Here is a 16,613-nt window from a genome sequence, read left to right on the forward strand (position 1 = left end):
GATAGTATGAAAACAAAAAAACTTTTTTATACGCTTATTGCAGAGGAATTCTCTGAGTGTTTGGGAATGAAGCGAATGGGTTTCCCCATTCGCTTTTGTGCCAGCTTATTTGGCGATACGTTTGTACTTAATACGCTTCGGCTCCAGCGCATCCGCGCCCAGCGTGCGTTTCTTATACTCTTCGTATTCGGTGAAGTTGCCTTCGAAGAACTCCACTTTGCCTTCGTCCTGGTAATCCAGAATGTGGGTGGCGATACGGTCAAGGAACCAACGGTCATGCGAGATAACCATGGCGCAGCCTGGGAACTCAAGCAGGGCGTTTTCCAGCGCACGCAAGGTCTCGATATCCAGGTCGTTGGTCGGTTCATCAAGCAGCAACATGTTGCCGCCAACCTGTAACAGTTTTGCCAGGTGCAGACGACCGCGCTCACCGCCGGACAACTCGCCCACGCGTTTACCCTGGTCGGTACCTTTGAAGTTGAAGCGGCCAACGTACGCGCGGCTCGGCATTTCGGTGTTACCGATACGCATAATGTCCAGCCCACCGGAAACTTCTTCCCACACGGTTTTGCTGTTATCCATCGCGTCGCGGAACTGATCAACCGAGGCCAGTTTCACGGTTTCACCCAGCGTAATGGTGCCGCCATCTGGTTGCTCCTGGCCGGACATCATGCGGAACAGCGTGGATTTACCCGCGCCGTTCGGGCCGATAATGCCGACAATCGCGCCTTTCGGCACGGAGAAGGACAGGCCATCAATCAGCTGGCGATCGCCATAAGACTTGCTGAGGTTGCTGACTTCAACCACTTTATCGCCCAGGCGAGGTCCCGGTGGAATAAACAGTTCGTTGGTTTCGTTACGTTTCTGGTATTCAGTGCTGTTGAGTTCTTCAAAGCGCGCCAGACGGGCTTTGCCCTTAGATTGACGGCCTTTCGCGCCCTGGCGCACCCACTCCAGCTCTTTCTCAATGGATTTACGGCGAGCAGCTTCCTGAGAGGCTTCCTGCGCCAGGCGTTGATCTTTCTGCTCCAGCCAGGAAGAGTAGTTACCTTCCCACGGAATACCTTCACCGCGGTCAAGTTCGAGGATCCAACCGGCGACATTATCGAGGAAGTAACGGTCGTGGGTAATTGCCACCACGGTGCCTTCGAAGTCGTGCAGGAAGCGTTCCAGCCAGGCAACGGACTCGGCGTCCAGGTGGTTGGTGGGTTCGTCGAGCAGCAGCATATCTGGCTTTTCCAGCAGCAGACGGCACAGCGCGACGCGGCGGCGTTCACCACCGGAAAGATTGGCAATCTTTGCATCCCAGTCCGGCAGACGCAGCGCATCAGCGGCGCGTTCCAGTTGCACATTCAGGTTATGACCGTCATGCGCCTGGATAATCTCTTCAAATTTACCTTGCTGCGCAGCCAGTTTGTCGAAGTCAGCATCCGGTTCAGCGTATTTGGCATAGACTTCGTCCAGGCCTTTCAGCGCGCTAACCACTTCAGCGACCGCTTCTTCAACCGATTCACGTACGGTCTGCTCCGGATTCAACTGCGGTTCCTGCGGCAGGTAACCGATCTTGATGCCAGGCTGCGGGCGGGCTTCACCTTCGATGTCTGTATCGATGCCGGCCATGATGCGCAGCAGGGTAGACTTACCGGCACCGTTAAGACCCAGCACGCCGATTTTTGCGCCCGGGAAAAAGCTTAGCGAGATATTTTTCAGAATATGACGTTTCGGCGGGACAACTTTGCCGACACGATGCATGGTATATACGAATTGAGCCACGTTGGACTTCGCCTCTTTGTAATGAGAGTAGTATTCAACAGCGGAGTGTAGCCGTTTTCGCTGCTTAATCCCAGCCAGCCGCTACGGGCGTGTTAAATCACGCCAGAAAGGTAAAAAAGTGTGCACAACGTGGCGCGTTACGAGTTGCCCGGTTAGCATTAACGCATTACGCGGCATGACGCTGCAAAAACGTGACAGATAAGAGGAAAGAGCTGTGCAGAGAGCTAAACATGCCGCCTGGCGATTCGCGGCGGCCTGCGTTTGTTTGCTGTCCCTCAGCAATGTGGCGCGAGCAGATTCACTGGATGAACAACGTAACCGTTACGCGCAGATTAAAACCGCATGGGACAACAAACAGATGGACGTGGTGCAGCAATTGCTGCCCACGCTACAAACGTATCCGCTTTACCCGTATCTGCAATATCGTCAGATTACCGACGATCTGATGAATCAACCCGCGATTACGGTGACCAACTTTGTGCAGGCCAACCCGACCTTGCCGGCGGCGCGCACGCTGAAATCTCGCTTTGTTAATGAACTGGCCCGGCGACAAGACTGGCGTGGTCTGCTGGCGTTCAGCCCGGAGAAACCGGCCTCCACCGAAGCGCAATGTAACTATTACTTTGCGAAGTGGAATACCGGACAGGCTGACGAAGCCTGGGCAGGCGCGAAAGAACTGTGGCTAAGCGGCAAAAGTCAGCCCAACGCATGCGATCAGCTGTTTGGCGCATGGCGTGCGTCAGGAAACCAGGATCCGCTGGCGTTTCTGGAGCGTATTCGCCTGGCGATGAAAGCGGGTAACACCAAACTGGTCACACTACTGGCCGGGCAGATGCCGTCTGATTATCAAACCATTTCGGCGGCTATCATCAACCTTGCCAATAATCCCTTGAGCGTGATGTCCTTTGCCACCACTACCGGCGCAACGGATTTTACCCGGCAGATGGCGGCGGAAGCCTTTGAAAGCGTTGCGCGTCAGGATGTGGAAAACGCCCGCCTGATGATCCCGTCTCTGGTACAGGCGCAGCAGTTGAATGAGGAGCAAACTCAGACGCTGCGCGATATTGTCGCATGGCGGTTGATGGGTAATGACGTTACCAGCGATCAGGCGCGCTGGCGTGATGATGCGATCATGCGCTCGCAATCGGTCTCTTTGCTGGAGCGCCGGGTGCGTATGGCGATTGGCAACGGCGATCGTCGCGGGCTGAATACCTGGCTTTCGCGCTTGCCAATGGACGCAAAAGAGAAAGACGAGTGGCGCTACTGGCAGGCGGATTTGTTGCTGGAGCGCGGACGCGAGGATGAAGCCAAAGAGATCCTCCACGCCCTGATGAAGCAGCGTGGTTTTTACCCGATGGCCGCAGCGCAGCGTCTGGGTGAAGATTACGCAATGCAGATAGACAAAGCGCAGGGGAATGTCTCTGCAACGCTAACGCAGGGCGCAGAAATGGCGCGCGTGCGTGAGCTGATGTATTGGGGGCTTGATAATACCGCGCGCAGTGAGTGGGCGAATCTGGTGACCAGCCGAACCCAGCAAGAACAGGCGCAGCTGGCGCGTTATGCTTTTAATCAACATTGGTGGGATCTGAGCGTGCAGGCCACGATAGCTGGCAAGCTGTGGGATCAACTTGAAGAGCGTTTCCCGCTGGCGTATAGCGATCTGTATGCCCGCTACACCAGTGGCAAAGGGATTTCACAAAGCTATGCGATGGCGATATCTCGCCAGGAGAGTGCCTGGAACCCGACGGCGCGCTCGCCGGTCGGCGCGGCAGGTTTAATGCAGATTATGCCGGGTACCGCCACGCACACGGTGAAGATGTTTAATATTCCTGGCTACAGCAATTCTGGCCAACTCTTTGATCCAGAAACGAATATCAACATCGGCACCAGCTACCTGCAGTATGTTTACCAGCAGTTTGGCAATAACCGTATTTTCTCGTCGGCGGCCTATAACGCCGGGCCGGGAAGGGTGCGCAACTGGTTGAACAACAGCGGCGGCAAACTGGATGCAGTGGCGTTTATTGAGAGCATCCCGTTCTCGGAAACGCGCAGCTATGTGAAAAACGTGCTGGCTTATGATGCTTATTACCGCTATTTCCTGAGCGGAGATAAGCCGGTTGTCTTTAATGATGCTGAATGGCAGCGCCGTTATTGATTTCCGTGGTTTATGCTATGATGTGTACTCGCTAAAGAGTACACATCAGTAAACCTTTAACATGGCGGCAAATTATGACTCAGCAATCACCCTATTCAGCAGCGATGGCCGAACAGCGCGATCAGGAGTGGCAACGCTTCGTTGATCTGGTCCGGCAATCTTACGAAAAGGATCTGCACATTCCGTTGCTTAATCTGATGCTTACGCCAGATGAGCGCGAGTCGTTGGGCACAAGAGTGCGGATCATTGAAGAACTGCTGCGCGGCGAGATGAGTCAGCGTGAACTAAAAAGCGAGCTCGGGGCAGGTATCGCGACCATTACTCGTGGCTCAAATAGCCTGAAAGCCGCGCCTGCCGATTTACGTTTATGGCTGGAGGAGACGCTGCTGAATACTCAGCGGTAAATCGCATTGTGAAAGGGGCTGAGCGCAAGGATCACCGCCTGATGGTAAACGCTTTCGCGAGTGAGTTTACCTGCGGTGAAAACGCCGATGGCACCCTCTTTGCGACCGATCTCATCAATTCCGGTATAACGCGACATCACTGGCCCGAGCGCTTCACCGGCACGCACTTTCTGCAAAATGATCTCCGGTATAGGCAGCGTTGCCGAGCGAGCTTCACCTTTCTGCTGTTTGCTTTCTATCACCACCCAACTAAATGTACTGCCTTCGTCGATCCCGGCTTCAATAGCTACCCAAAAATCCGCTTCGGGGCGTGCGTTGCGAGCATTGACCACGCGATTTCGTGCGCCAGTACGCGTTTCTTCACTGCCAAACGGCTGTTCCGGCACGCCGCTATCGACGGAAACGGCGTCTATATGGCAGGATCCTTCGCCGAAGATCTCGTTAAAAGCGTGCAGAATCGCCCGAATTTTCGCGGGATTTGTGGTAGCTGAGACAACATGGTGCATAATTAATAACGGTATGTTCGGAATGAGACGCGTTCTTTACCCCGGACAGAGACCTTCCTCAGATAATAAATTCATCGCAGTATAATGGATAAAAAAGCATGTTACAGGTATACCTTGTTCGCCACGGTGAAACGCAGTGGAACGCCGAGCGTCGTATTCAAGGCCAGTCAGACAGTCCGTTAACCGAAAAAGGGGAGAAGCAGGCGTGGCAGGTGGCTGAGCGCGCGAAAGCGCTGGGCATTACTCACGTTATTGCCAGCGACCTGGGGCGTACCCGCCGGACGGCTGAGATCATCGCTGAAGTCTGCGGTTGTGATATCACTTTTGAGCCGCGTTTGCGCGAGTTGGATATGGGCGTGCTGGAACGCCGTCATATCGATTCCCTGACTGAAGAAGAAGAGAGCTGGCGTCGCCAGTTGGTGAATGGCACAGCCGATGGCCGCATTCCTGATGGCGAATCGATGCAGGAGTTAAGCGATCGTATGCATGCGGCGCTGGCAACCTGTTTGGATCTTCCCGAAGGGAGCCGCCCATTGCTGGTCAGCCATGGTATGGCGCTGGGCTGCCTGGTGAGCACGATCCTTGGGCTTCCGGCTTATGCTGAACGCCGCCTGCGTCTGCGCAACTGCTCCATTTCCCGCATTGATTATCAACAGAGCCCGTGGCTGGCTTCCGGCTGGGTGGTGGAAACCGCAGGAGACGTCTCGCATCTGGACGCTCCAGCGCTGGATGAGTTGCAGCGTTAACGGCGAATCGGCACCAGATACTCGCAGCGGATGTGCTCTGGCGGTTCGCCATCTTCGCGTGGCTCTTCATGCTGCGGGTAAAAATGCTCAATATCCTGGCCTTTACGGCGCGTGAGGTTAAGCATCGGCATGCACGTTCCGTAAACGGTCAGGATGAAATCCTGAAAACCATGCGGTGAACCTTCATACGCGAAGGAGATGTAGTCGCCGCCTTCCAGCAACACCGGCTGAGCGTTGCTCAGATAGCCGTTCGCCATCTCCGGCGTTAGCGCTGTGGTGTAAAATACTTCCTGTTCGTCATCCTTTTCCTGGCTTGGGCGCGGCTCATGCAGCCCATACATTTCCGGTGGAATTTTCGGTGAATTGCTCAAAAATTCCCGCCAGAACTGAATGCGCATCTGATTACGGAAATCGGAGATCTCCTCCAGCGCACAGGTGTAGCTCTGGGTGGTACCGATAAGGTGCATTGGCGGCAGAGTGACAAAATCATGTTTTGGCATGGCAAATTCGCCAAGACGCATCGGCGGACGAATGCCAAACGCACTCCAGTCTGGCGAACGGCGATAGAGCGCGGGGGTGACAGCAAACTGTTTTTTGAAAGCGCGGGTAAAGGTTTGTTGCGAATCAAAGCGATACTGCAGTGCAATATCCAGAATGGGTCGGGCAGTAAGGCGCAGAGCAACTGCGGATTTCGACAGACGACGCGCACGAATGTAAGCGCCGATGGCATGACCCGTCACGTCTTTGAACATCCTTTGCAGGTGCCACTTGGAATAGCCCGCTTTTGCCGCCACATTATCCAAAGAGAGCGGCTGATCCAGATGGCTTTCCAGCCAGGAAAGTAAGTCGCGAATGATCCCAGCCTGATCCATACAATATCCTCTTCCTTAAAACAGCATTAACGCCTGATACCAGGCAACGGATAATAACGGGTTTTTAGGTGTTTAGCATTCGGTGTTTTTTTTGTGTACAAATACGCATTGTGACTGATTTTCATCATAAATTTTGTAAATTAGTGATCTGCAAACAGTTTCTCATTTGAAAGCTGAATAGTTGCTTAACGTAATATTCAAAAATGGTAACAATATGAAATATACAAAGTTAATCCTTCCTGTAGTGATGTTGGCCACGATGGGCTCTGTACACGCAGAAGAAATTGGTTCAGTGGATACCGTGTTTAAAATGTTTGGTCCGGATCACAAAATTGTGGTCGAAGCGTTTGATGATCCTGATGTGAAAAATGTCACCTGTTACATCAGTCGGGCGAAAACCGGTGGCATCAAAGGCGGGCTGGGGCTGGCGGAAGACACGTCCGACGCGGCTATCTCTTGCCAGCAGGTTGGGCCGGTTGAGTTGAGCGATAAGATCAAAAACGGTAAGGCGCAGGGCGATGTAGTTTTCCAGAAACGGACCTCGTTAGTATTCAAGAAACTGCAGGTGGTGCGTTTCTATGACGCAAAACGTAACACACTGGCATATTTAGCTTATTCCGATAAAGTGGTCGAAGGATCGCCGAAAAACGCCTTAAGCGCGGTACCCATCATTCCCTGGAGTAAATAAGCCCAATGTCTACGCCGCAACCGCTGATTTGGCTGGTAGAGGATGAAACCAGCATCGCTGAAACGTTGATTTACATGTTGCAACAGGACGGCTTTGCCGTCACCGCGTTTGAGCGAGGTTTACCGGTACTGGATGCGGCGCAGCAGCGTCTGCCTGAGCTGGCGATACTGGATGTCGGCCTGCCGGATATCAGCGGTTTCGAACTGTGTCGGCGGCTATTGGCGCGCGCACCAGCGTTGCCGGTGCTGTTTCTCACCGCGCGTAGCGATGAAGTCGACAAGCTGCTGGGGTTGGAGATGGGCGCGGATGATTACATTGCCAAGCCCTTTTCACCACGCGAAGTATGCGCCAGGGTGCGCACTGTGCTGCGTAGGTTGCAAAAAGCATCTCTTCACAACGAAATGCGGCGAATCGGTCAGTTTGAGTTGGACGAGCAAGCCGCGATTATTCGCTGGTGCGGCGAAACGCTGCTGCTGACCCGCTACGAATTTTTGTTGTTGAAAACACTACTGTTGGCGCCAGAACGTGTTTTTTCTCGCCAGCAATTGATGGATCAGGTCTGGAGCGATGCTCAGGAGAGTTTTGATCGCACTGTCGATACCCATATCAAGACCTTGCGTGCCAAGCTACGCGCCATCAATGCTGAACTCACGCCTATCAATACGCATCGTGGTATGGGCTACAGCCTGGGGATCCGCTGATGCGCATTGGCATGCGCCTGTTACTGGGGTATTTCCTGATCGTGGCGGTTGCCGCGTGGTTTGTGCTGTCGATTTTTGTGCAGGAGATCAAACCCGGCGTACGACGCGCCACCGAAGGGACACTTATTGATACCGCGACACTGCTGGCGGAGCTGGCTCGCGAAGATTTGCGTTCTGGTCACGCGCAGGATGGTCGCCTGGCGCAGGCTTTCTCGACGTTAAATCACCATCCAATCAATGCACATATCAGCGGCATCCATAAAGTGCGCAATGAGTATCACGTCTATATGACCGACAGAGCCGTTAAATACGCGATTTTGCTAATCGTACTGACTTATCTGGCGTTTTTCGTCTTCGAAAGTTTAACCGCGCGGCAGATGCACCCGATGCAGTATTTGCTGGTGGGGCTATCGCTGGTGATGTTCTATCTGGTTTTACTGGCGCTTTCTGAACATACCGGTTTCACCATCGCCTGGGGTATTGCCAGTTTGCTCGGCGCACTGCTGAACGGTGTTTATTTGCAGGGCGTATTGAAAAGCTGGCGTGCGGGGTTGTCGTTTAGTATCGCACTGTTAGTTCTTGATGCGGTGATGTGGGGCCTGCTGAACTCAGAAGATAATGCGCTGTTGCTCGGCACCGGTGTTCTGTTTATCGCCTTGAGCGCAGTGATGGTGTTGACGCGCAGGCTTGACTGGTATGCGCTTTCTGGTTCGGTGAAGAAAATACCGCAACCCGCGGATGACGAAGAATTGCGGATTTGGAAATAAAAAAAGCGGCGCTGAGCGCCGCTTTTTCATCATTATTCTGGCTTATTCCTGCAGGTCACCGCAGAAACGGTAACCTTCACCGTGAATGGTGGCGATGATTTCCGGGGTATCCGGCGTTGATTCGAAATGTTTACGAATACGACGGATAGTCACGTCGACTGTACGATCGTGAGGCTTCAGTTCACGACCGGTCATTTTTTTCAGCAACTCAGCACGAGACTGAATTTTGCCCGGGTTTTCGCAGAAGTGCAGCATCGCGCGGAATTCGCTGCGCGGCAGCTTATACTGCTCGCCGTTCGGGCTAATCAGTGAACGGCTATTAATATCCAGTTCCCAACCGTTGAACTTGTAGCTGTCAACGCTGCGGCGTTCTTCGCTGACCGTGCCCAGATTCATGGTACGGGACAGCAGGTTGCGCGCGCGGATAGTCAGCTCGCGTGGGTTAAACGGTTTGGTAATATAGTCATCGGCACCAATTTCAAGGCCCAGAATCTTATCGACTTCGTTATCACGGCCCGTCAGGAACATCAGCGCGACATTCGCCTGCTCGCGTAATTCACGCGCCAGCAAAAGACCGTTTTTACCCGGCAGATTGATATCCATGATCACCAGGTTGATATCATTTTCAGAAAGGATCTGATGCATTTCAGCGCCATCAGTCGCTTCAAAGACATCGTAGCCTTCTGCTTCGAAAATGCTTTTTAACGTGTTGCGTGTTACCAACTCGTCTTCAACAATAAGAATGTGCGGGGTCTGCATGTTTGCTACCTAAATTGCCAACTAAATCGAAACAGGAAGTACAAAAGTCCCTGACCAGCCTGGTGCATGTCGAAAATTAACATGACGGCGTAACATGACTAAAGTACGTAATTGCGTTCTTGATGCACTTTCCATCAACGTCAACAACATCATTAGCTTGGTCGTGGGCACTTTCCCTCTGAACCCGACAGTGTCAAAAACGGCTGTCATCCTAACCATTTTAACAGCAACATAACAGGCTAAGACGTAAATGACACCCAATAAAACTACGCTTCGTTGACATATATCAAGTTCAATTGTAGCACGTTAACAGTTTGGAGAAATCTTGATAGCCAAATGCTAGCGTTTCTTACAATTTTTCAATAAACCAACTAGTTGCGCATATTAATTGATAAACAGGGCGAATCCAATACAAGTGGGAAATTCTATATTAAAATGCCATGAATAAACATAGGGATAAGCCCCTTCTGTTAACATTTTAGCAGGTAATATCGCTGATAAATAGTTTAGCTTTTTTTAACCGTAGACAAGGGCTAAATCAGTGATTTGTGTTACATAATTGTAAATTCGCACCGCGTAGTATGATGACAAAGATCACATTATTCCGTGGTATCAGTAAGAAGAGAAAATAAAATGCAATTGGCCGTTGTCCTTGTTTCCCCCGCGAGAGCGGAAAATGTCGGCGCCGCTGCCCGTGCCATGAAAACCATGGGTTTTAGTGATTTACGTATCGTTGATAGCGACGCGCACTTGCAAGAAGGCGCGCGCCGCGTGGCGCACGGTTCCGGCGATATCCTTGATAATATTAAAACTTATACAACCCTTGCTGAAGCGTTGGCAGATATTCCCTTTACCATCGCAACCACGGCGCGTAGCCGGGCGAAATTCCACTATTACGCGACACCCGCGGAACTGGTTCCGTTGTTACAAGAGAAAAGTGCGTGGTTGAGCAGTGCTGCGCTGGTATTTGGTCGTGAGGATTCCGGGCTTACGAATGAAGAGCTGGCGCTGGCAGATATTTTAACGGGTGTTCCGATGGTGGGGGATTATCCTTCGCTTAATCTCGGACAGGCGGTGATGGTTTTCTGCTATCAATTAGCATCTTTAATGCAACATACCCCAAAAGAGGCAGCCACGGTTGACGGTAATCAATTGCAAGCGTTGCGTTTGCGTACGCGCGGATTACTGGAAAAATTAGGCGTAGCGGATGACATTAAAATGGCCGACTGGCTTGATCAGCGTCTTGGTCTGCTGGAGCAGCGTGACACCGCAATGTTGCATCGTTTGCTCCACGATATCGAAAAAAAACTCGCCGAGTAAATTGCTGCCATAACGTTTTTTTATAGTTAAAGTCACTGCGATACATGGCGGGAATGATCCTAATAGGTTGAAAGTGACGCCTGTTCCAGCGCAGCCGGGAATAACGGCAAAAGGGCGAAAAATAAAAATAAATTGACTTGAGCAGGCAGATACTTTAACCAATATAGGCATACAGCACAGACAGATAATGATTACAGAGCACACAACATCCATGAAACGCATCAGCACCATTACCACAATTACAACCATCACCATTACCACAGGTAACGGTGCGGGCTGACGCGTACAGGAAACACAGAAAAAAGCCCGCACCTGAACAGTGCGGGCTTTTTTTTCGACCAGAGATTAAGGGGTAAAACCATGCGAGTGTTGAAGTTCGGCGGTACATCAGTGGCAAATGCAGAGCGTTTTCTGCGTGTTGCCGATATCCTGGAAAGTAATGCCAGGCAGGGGCAGGTCGCCACCGTGCTTTCTGCCCCGGCGAAAATTACTAACCATCTGGTGGCGATGATCGAAAAAACGATTGGCGGCCAGGATGCGATTCCGAATATTAGCGGCGCCGAGCGTATTTTCGCCGACCTGCTGCAAGGGCTGGCAGATGCACAACCCGGATTTCCCCTCGCGCAATTAAAAGCTTTTGTCGAACAAGAGTTCGCGCAGATCAAACACGTTTTGCATGGTATCAGCCTGCTCGGCCAGTGCCCGGACAGCATCAACGCCGCGTTAATTTGCCGTGGCGAGAAACTCTCCATCGCTATCATGGCGGGCCTGCTCGAAGCGCGCGGTCACAAAGTCAGCGTTATCGATCCGGTCGAAAAACTACTCGCAGTCGGTCATTACCTGGAATCAACGGTCGATATTGCTGAATCCACTCGCCGCATCGCAGCCAGCCGCATTCCTGCGGATCATATGGTGCTGATGGCCGGTTTCACTGCCGGAAACGAGAAGGGCGAACTGGTGGTGCTTGGACGTAACGGCTCCGACTACTCTGCTGCCGTGCTCGCGGCCTGTCTGCGCGCAGATTGTTGTGAGATCTGGACCGATGTCGACGGTGTTTATACCTGCGACCCGCGCCAGGTGCCAGACGCCAGGCTGCTGAAGTCGATGTCGTACCAGGAAGCCATGGAGCTTTCCTACTTCGGCGCCAAAGTTCTTCACCCTCGTACCATTACCCCCATCGCTCAGTTTCAAATTCCTTGCCTGATCAAAAACACCGGAAACCCGCAAGCACCGGGCACGCTGATTGGCGCGACCTCTGATGAAGATGGTCTGCCGGTAAAAGGCATTTCGAATCTGAATAACATGGCGATGTTCAGCGTCTCCGGCCCGGGGATGAAAGGCATGGTCGGCATGGCGGCACGTGTCTTCGCCGCGATGTCCCGCAACGGCATTTCGGTCGTGTTGATCACGCAATCTTCCTCGGAGTACAGCATCAGCTTCTGTGTGCCGCAATCCGATTGCGCGCGTGCCCAGCGTGCCATGAGCGAAGAATTCTATCTCGAATTGAAAGAAGGCCTGCTGGAGCCGTTGGCGGTGATGGAGCGTCTGGCGATCATCTCTGTTGTCGGCGACGGTATGCGCACATTGCGCGGGATCTCGGCGAAGTTTTTTGCAGCCCTGGCGCGCGCGAATATTAATATTGTGGCGATTGCTCAAGGCTCTTCTGAACGCTCGATCTCCGTGGTGGTAAGCAACGACGATGCCACCACCGGGGTGCGCGTCACGCACCAGATGCTGTTTAACACCGACCAGGTGATCGAAGTGTTTGTGATTGGTGTTGGCGGCGTCGGCGGCGCGCTGCTGGAACAGCTCAAGCGTCAGCAAACATGGCTAAAAAACAAACATATTGACCTGCGTGTTTGCGGTGTGGCGAACTCGAAAGCGCTGTTGACCAATGTTCACGGCCTGAATCTGGATAACTGGCAAACGGAAATGGCACAAGCCAAAGAGCCGTTCAATCTGGGCCGCCTGATTCGCCTGGTGAAAGAGTATCATCTGCTAAACCCGGTGATTGTTGACTGTACTTCCAGCCAGGCGGTGGCCGACCAGTACGCGGATTTCCTGCGAGAAGGTTTCCACGTTGTGACGCCGAACAAAAAAGCTAACACCTCTTCGCTGGATTATTACCACCAGTTGCGTCGCGCGGCGGAAAAATCGCGGCGTAAATTTCTCTACGACACTAACGTTGGCGCGGGCTTGCCAGTTATTGAAAACCTGCAAAACCTGCTGAATGCGGGGGATGAGTTGCAGCACTTCTCCGGCATTCTTTCCGGTTCTTTGTCGTTTATTTTCGGCAAGCTGGATGAAGGGGTGAGCTTGTCGGCAGCAACGAATCTTGCGCGTGAAATGGGCTACACCGAGCCCGATCCGCGAGATGATCTCTCCGGCATGGATGTGGCGCGTAAGCTGCTGATTCTGGCGCGTGAAACCGGTCGCGAATTGGAGTTGTCGGATATTGTCATCGAACCGGTGCTGCCGGCGAGTTTTGACAGTTCAGGCGATGTTGAGAGTTTTATGGCGCGTCTGCCGGGGCTGGATGATGATTTTGCCGCGCGAGTGGCAAAAGCGCGCGATGAAGGTAAAGTGCTGCGTTATGTCGGCAACATTGAAGAAGATGGCACTTGCCGGGTGAAGATGGCAGCAGTTGACGGCAACGATCCACTGTTCAAAGTGAAAAACGGCGAGAACGCGCTGGCGTTCTACAGCCACTATTACCAGCCATTACCGCTGGTGCTGCGCGGTTATGGCGCGGGTAACGATGTGACGGCAGCGGGCGTGTTCGCCGACCTGTTGCGCACCCTGTCCTGGAAGTTAGGAGTCTGAGATGGTGAAGGTGTATGCTCCGGCCTCCAGTGCCAATATGAGCGTGGGTTTTGATGTGCTTGGTGCGGCGGTTACGCCCGTGGATGGTACGTTGTTGGGCGATAATGTCAGTGTGGAAGCGGCCGATCATTTTAGCCTGAAGAACATGGGCCGCTTCGCCAGTAAATTGCCGACCGAGCCGAAAGAAAATATCGTTTATCAATGCTGGGAGCTGTTCTGCCAGGAGATCGGCAAGCAGGTTCCGGTCGCGATGACGCTGGAAAAAAATATGCCGATCGGTTCCGGGCTTGGCTCTAGCGCTTGTTCGGTGGTTGCTGCGCTGGTGGCAATGAATGAGTTCTGCGGTAAGCCGCTGAACGAAACACGCATGCTGGCGCTGATGGGCGAGCTGGAAGGGCGTATTTCCGGTAGTGTGCATTACGATAACGTCGCGCCTTGCTACCTCGGCGGCATGCAATTGATGATCGAGGAAAGCGGCATTATCAGCCAGCAGGTGCCAGGCTTTGACGAGTGGCTGTGGGTTTTGGCGTATCCAGGCATTAAAGTCTCGACGGCTGAAGCGCGCGCGATTCTGCCAGCGCAATACCGCCGCCAGGATTGTATTGCTCACGGTCGCCATCTGGCGGGCTTTATCCATGCTTGCTACAGCCGCCAGCCTGCGCTGGCCGCAAAATTAATGAAAGACGTGATTGCCGAACCGTACCGCATGAAGTTGCTGCCGGGGTTTGGGGAAGCGCGTCAGGCAGTGGCGGATATTGGCGCACTGGCCTGTGGGATCTCGGGTTCCGGGCCAACGCTGTTTGCCTTGTGTGACAAGCCGGATACCGCTCAGCGTGTTGCCGACTGGCTCGGCAAACACTATCTGCAAAATCAGGAAGGCTTCGTTCATATTTGCCGGCTGGACACGGCGGGCGCTCGCGTAGTGGGATAACCAATGAAACTTTACAACTTAAAAGATCATAACGAACAGGTCAGCTTTGCGCAGGCCGTCACTCAGGGGCTGGGCAAAAATCAGGGGCTGTTCTTCCCGCACGATCTGCCGGAATTTAACCTGACCGAAGTCGATGCGATGCTGGAGCAGGATTTCATCACCCGCAGCGCGAAAATCCTTGCGGCGTTTATTGGCGATGAAATTCCAGAAGATGTGCTGGAAGCCCGCGTGCGTGCCGCGTTTGCCTTCCCCGCGCCGGTCAAGCCGGTGGAGAGCGATATCGGCTGTCTGGAACTTTTCCATGGGCCAACGCTGGCGTTTAAAGATTTTGGCGGGCGTTTTATGGCACAGATGCTGAGTGCTATCAGCGGCGACAGGCCGGTGACCATTCTGACGGCGACATCAGGCGATACGGGCGCCGCTGTGGCGCACGCCTTCTACGGAATGAAGAACGTGCGTGTGGTGATCCTCTATCCGCAGGGCAAAATCAGCCCGCTGCAGGAAAAACTGTTCTGTACGCTGGGTGGCAATATCGAAACCGTTGCTATCGACGCGGATTTCGATGCCTGCCAGGCGCTGGTGAAACAGGCATTCGACGATGAAGAGTTGAAAACGGCACTGGGGTTGAACTCGGCGAACTCGATCAACATCAGCCGCCTGCTGGCGCAGATTTGTTATTACTTTGAAGCGGTTGCACAACTGCCGCAGGAGGCACGCAATCAACTGGTGGTTTCCGTGCCGAGCGGTAACTTCGGCGATCTGACCGCCGGTTTGCTGGCGAAATCGCTGGGGCTGCCGATCAAGCGTTTTATCGCCGCCACTAACGCCAATGACACGGTTCCGCGCTTCCTGAAAGAGGGGCAATGGCAGCCTAAAGCGACGCAGGCGACATTGTCGAACGCGATGGATGTGAGCCAGCCGAATAACTGGCCGCGTGTGGAAGAGTTGTTCCGTCGTAAGATCTGGCGCTTAAACGAGCTGGGTTATGCGGCGGTGAATGACGAAACCACGAAAGCCACTATCCGCGAGCTGAAAGGCAAGGGCTACGTTTCTGAACCGCATGCTGCCATTGCTTACCGCGCGCTGCGCGATCAACTGCAGCCGGGTGAGTACGGTCTGTTCCTCGGCACCGCGCATCCGGCGAAGTTTAAAGAGAGCGTCGAAGCGATCCTCGGTGAAACCTTGCCGCTGCCGAAAGAGCTGGCAGATCGCGCCGACTTACCTCTGCTTTCGCACCAGTTGCCTGCGGATTTCTCCGCACTGCGTCAGTTGATGATGAGCAAAGCGTAATGTCTGTGTTTCCCCTGCCTGCTGGCGGGGGAAACATAACGCTTATTTCTCGTGACGCTTAAACACCATTTCGTCCTGCACGGACGCTTCTTCATCAAAGAAATACCCTTCGCTATCAAACCCGGCTAACTGCTCCGGTTTCGTCAAACGCTGCTCAATGATGTAGCGGCTCATCAACCCGCGCGCTTTTTTGGCGTAGAAGCTAATGACCTTAAACTTGCCGTTTTTCTCATCAAGGAACACGGGTTTGATTACTCTGGCTTTCAGTTTTTGGATTTTGACCGAGCGGAAATATTCATCTGATGCCAGGTTGATAACAATATCGTCGCCCTGGGCGGCAATGGCGTCGTTGAGTTTGTGGGTAATGGTATCGTCCCAGAATTGATACAGATCCTTGCCTTTGGCGTTCTCCAGCCGGATACCCATCTCCAGCCGATACGGCTGCATCAGATCCAGCGGGCGCAGCACGCCGTATAACCCGGAGAGCATGCGCAGATGCTGTTGGGCAAAGTCGAAATCCGCCTCGCTGAAGGTTTCCGCTTGCAGACCGGTGTAGACATCACCTTTGAATGCCAGAATCGCCTGGCGTGCATTGTCCGGGGTGAAATCAGGTTGCCAGTCGTGAAAGCGAGTCGCGTTCAGATCGGCGAGTTTATCGCTGATGCCCATCAGCGCTTTGATTTGCGGCTCAGAGAGTTTGCGAGCGGTCTTAATCAATTGCTGGGCGTGATCCAGCAGTTCCGGCTGGGTAAAACGCGTGGTCGCCAGCGGGCTTTGGTAATCGAGCGTTTTTGCAGGTGAAATCAAAATCAGCATACTCAGTCCTTGCTGTGCGAGAAATTTCCGCTGACTTTAGCAAAAAACCAACAGACTTGATC

17 protein-coding genes and 1 other annotated feature are annotated in these 16,613 nt (G+C 53.2%); of the genes, 12 read left to right on the plus strand and 5 right to left on the minus strand.

What is annotated here, in order from left to right; genetic code table 11:
* Window positions 1-105: 105 nt before the first annotated feature.
* Entirely contained in the window at window positions 106-1,773 is a 1,668-nt protein-coding gene (ettA, locus tag ACFX4O_RS14530; protein ID WP_017457851.1) for an energy-dependent translational throttle protein EttA, read from the minus strand.
* A gap of 214 nt (window positions 1,774-1,987) precedes the next feature.
* Between ettA and sltY the strand changes: the two genes are divergently transcribed.
* Together sltY and trpR are read left to right on the plus strand one after the other, a co-directional pair.
* Window positions 1,988-3,928, plus strand: coding sequence for a murein transglycosylase (gene sltY / locus ACFX4O_RS14535; RefSeq protein ID WP_380209033.1), 1,941 nt, complete (start codon window positions 1,988-1,990; stop codon window positions 3,926-3,928).
* Window positions 3,929-4,002: 74 nt separating this feature from the next.
* Window positions 4,003-4,332: a trp operon repressor gene (gene trpR / locus ACFX4O_RS14540; protein WP_131408206.1), complete on the plus strand. Its 330-nt coding sequence runs from the start codon at window positions 4,003-4,005 to the stop codon at window positions 4,330-4,332.
* Here the strand turns inward: trpR and yjjX are convergent.
* A complete protein-coding gene (gene yjjX, locus ACFX4O_RS14545; RefSeq protein WP_380209035.1) occupies window positions 4,323-4,838 on the minus strand; it encodes an inosine/xanthosine triphosphatase in 516 nt (171 codons plus the stop codon). The genes trpR and yjjX overlap by 10 nt on opposite strands.
* A gap of 98 nt (window positions 4,839-4,936) precedes the next feature.
* Between yjjX and gpmB the strand changes: the two genes are divergently transcribed.
* Window positions 4,937-5,584: a 2,3-diphosphoglycerate-dependent phosphoglycerate mutase GpmB gene (gene gpmB / locus ACFX4O_RS14550; protein WP_017457855.1), complete on the plus strand. Its 648-nt coding sequence runs from the start codon at window positions 4,937-4,939 to the stop codon at window positions 5,582-5,584.
* Here the strand turns inward: gpmB and robA are convergent.
* Window positions 5,581-6,456 carry an MDR efflux pump AcrAB transcriptional activator RobA gene (gene robA, locus ACFX4O_RS14555; RefSeq protein ID WP_380209037.1) on the minus strand — a complete coding sequence of 292 codons (876 nt, stop codon included), beginning with the start codon at window positions 6,454-6,456 and terminating at the stop codon, window positions 5,581-5,583. The genes gpmB and robA overlap by 4 nt on opposite strands.
* A 214-nt stretch (window positions 6,457-6,670) precedes the next feature.
* Here robA and creA point away from each other — a divergent pair, with 214 nt between their 5' ends.
* Genes creA through ACFX4O_RS14570 form a run of 3 tightly spaced genes read left to right on the plus strand, consistent with a single transcriptional unit; the run spans window position 6,671 to window position 8,612 of the window.
* Window positions 6,671-7,144 (plus strand): protein CreA, encoded by a 474-nt coding sequence (gene creA / locus ACFX4O_RS14560; RefSeq protein WP_131408200.1) that lies wholly within the window; start codon window positions 6,671-6,673, stop codon window positions 7,142-7,144.
* A 5-nt stretch (window positions 7,145-7,149) separates the two neighbouring features.
* Window positions 7,150-7,845 (plus strand): two-component system response regulator CreB, encoded by a 696-nt coding sequence (gene creB / locus ACFX4O_RS14565; protein ID WP_380209039.1) that lies wholly within the window; start codon window positions 7,150-7,152, stop codon window positions 7,843-7,845.
* Window positions 7,846-7,856: 11 nt separating this feature from the next.
* Window positions 7,857-8,612 (plus strand): inner membrane CreD family protein, encoded by a 756-nt coding sequence (locus tag ACFX4O_RS14570; RefSeq protein WP_380209227.1) that lies wholly within the window; start codon window positions 7,857-7,859, stop codon window positions 8,610-8,612.
* 42 nt (window positions 8,613-8,654) lie between these two features.
* Here the strand turns inward: ACFX4O_RS14570 and arcA are convergent, their stop codons facing one another.
* Window positions 8,655-9,371, minus strand: a complete 717-nt coding sequence (gene arcA / locus ACFX4O_RS14575) for a two-component system response regulator ArcA (RefSeq protein WP_003856501.1) — start codon at window positions 9,369-9,371, stop codon at window positions 8,655-8,657.
* Window positions 9,372-9,465: 94 nt separating this feature from the next.
* Between arcA and yjjY the strand changes: the two genes are divergently transcribed.
* The 6 genes from yjjY to thrC all read left to right on the plus strand — a co-directional run bounded on the left by yjjY (window position 9,466) and on the right by thrC (window position 15,735).
* Window positions 9,466-9,606: a protein YjjY gene (gene yjjY, locus ACFX4O_RS14580; RefSeq protein WP_086870418.1), complete on the plus strand. Its 141-nt coding sequence runs from the start codon at window positions 9,466-9,468 to the stop codon at window positions 9,604-9,606.
* A gap of 398 nt (window positions 9,607-10,004) precedes the next feature.
* Complete coding sequence (locus tag ACFX4O_RS14585; protein ID WP_131408194.1) at window positions 10,005-10,691, plus strand: tRNA/rRNA methyltransferase; 687 nt, start codon at window positions 10,005-10,007, stop codon at window positions 10,689-10,691.
* A gap of 211 nt (window positions 10,692-10,902) precedes the next feature.
* Window positions 10,903-10,971: a thr operon leader peptide gene (thrL, locus tag ACFX4O_RS14590; protein ID WP_110093700.1), complete on the plus strand. Its 69-nt coding sequence runs from the start codon at window positions 10,903-10,905 to the stop codon at window positions 10,969-10,971.
* Window positions 10,910-11,027 (plus strand) — a sequence feature (Thr leader region). Its footprint overlaps the gene before it by 62 nt.
* Window positions 11,028-11,051: 24 nt before the next feature.
* Window positions 11,052-13,514: a bifunctional aspartate kinase/homoserine dehydrogenase I gene (gene thrA / locus ACFX4O_RS14595; protein WP_380209043.1), complete on the plus strand. Its 2,463-nt coding sequence runs from the start codon at window positions 11,052-11,054 to the stop codon at window positions 13,512-13,514.
* A gap of 1 nt (window position 13,515) precedes the next feature.
* On the plus strand, window positions 13,516-14,445 hold the full coding sequence (thrB, locus tag ACFX4O_RS14600; protein ID WP_131408190.1) for a homoserine kinase: 930 nt from the start codon (window positions 13,516-13,518) through the stop codon (window positions 14,443-14,445).
* A 3-nt stretch (window positions 14,446-14,448) separates the two neighbouring features.
* Window positions 14,449-15,735, plus strand: a complete 1,287-nt coding sequence (thrC, locus tag ACFX4O_RS14605; RefSeq protein WP_380209045.1) for a threonine synthase — start codon at window positions 14,449-14,451, stop codon at window positions 15,733-15,735.
* Window positions 15,736-15,777: 42 nt separating this feature from the next.
* On the opposite strand, the gene yaaA is transcribed toward thrC, so the two are convergent.
* Window positions 15,778-16,551 (minus strand): peroxide stress protein YaaA, encoded by a 774-nt coding sequence (gene yaaA / locus ACFX4O_RS14610; protein WP_380209047.1) that lies wholly within the window; start codon window positions 16,549-16,551, stop codon window positions 15,778-15,780.
* Window positions 16,552-16,613: the final 62 nt, after the last annotated feature.

Source organism: Kosakonia sp. YIM B13571, from assembly GCF_042788095.1.
In the GTDB taxonomy this organism is placed as follows: domain Bacteria; phylum Pseudomonadota; class Gammaproteobacteria; order Enterobacterales; family Enterobacteriaceae; genus Kosakonia; species Kosakonia quasisacchari.

Coding starts and splice junctions, on each gene's coding strand:
- yjjY (WP_086870418.1), top strand. CDS start 9,466: ATGACTAAAGTACGTAATTGCGTTCTTGATGCACTTTCCATCAACGTC.
- trpR (WP_131408206.1), top strand. CDS start 4,003: ATGACTCAGCAATCACCCTATTCAGCAGCGATGGCCGAACAGCGCGAT.
- creA (WP_131408200.1), top strand. CDS start 6,671: ATGAAATATACAAAGTTAATCCTTCCTGTAGTGATGTTGGCCACGATG.
- thrA (WP_380209043.1), top strand. CDS start 11,052: ATGCGAGTGTTGAAGTTCGGCGGTACATCAGTGGCAAATGCAGAGCGT.
- creB (WP_380209039.1), top strand. CDS start 7,150: ATGTCTACGCCGCAACCGCTGATTTGGCTGGTAGAGGATGAAACCAGC.
- ACFX4O_RS14570 (WP_380209227.1), top strand. CDS start 7,857: ATGCGCCTGTTACTGGGGTATTTCCTGATCGTGGCGGTTGCCGCGTGG.
- gpmB (WP_017457855.1), top strand. CDS start 4,937: ATGTTACAGGTATACCTTGTTCGCCACGGTGAAACGCAGTGGAACGCC.
- yaaA (WP_380209047.1), bottom strand. CDS start 16,551: ATGCTGATTTTGATTTCACCTGCAAAAACGCTCGATTACCAAAGCCCG.
- thrB (WP_131408190.1), top strand. CDS start 13,516: ATGGTGAAGGTGTATGCTCCGGCCTCCAGTGCCAATATGAGCGTGGGT.
- thrC (WP_380209045.1), top strand. CDS start 14,449: ATGAAACTTTACAACTTAAAAGATCATAACGAACAGGTCAGCTTTGCG.
- ACFX4O_RS14585 (WP_131408194.1), top strand. CDS start 10,005: ATGCAATTGGCCGTTGTCCTTGTTTCCCCCGCGAGAGCGGAAAATGTC.
- yjjX (WP_380209035.1), bottom strand. CDS start 4,838: ATGCACCATGTTGTCTCAGCTACCACAAATCCCGCGAAAATTCGGGCG.
- arcA (WP_003856501.1), bottom strand. CDS start 9,371: ATGCAGACCCCGCACATTCTTATTGTTGAAGACGAGTTGGTAACACGC.
- robA (WP_380209037.1), bottom strand. CDS start 6,456: ATGGATCAGGCTGGGATCATTCGCGACTTACTTTCCTGGCTGGAAAGC.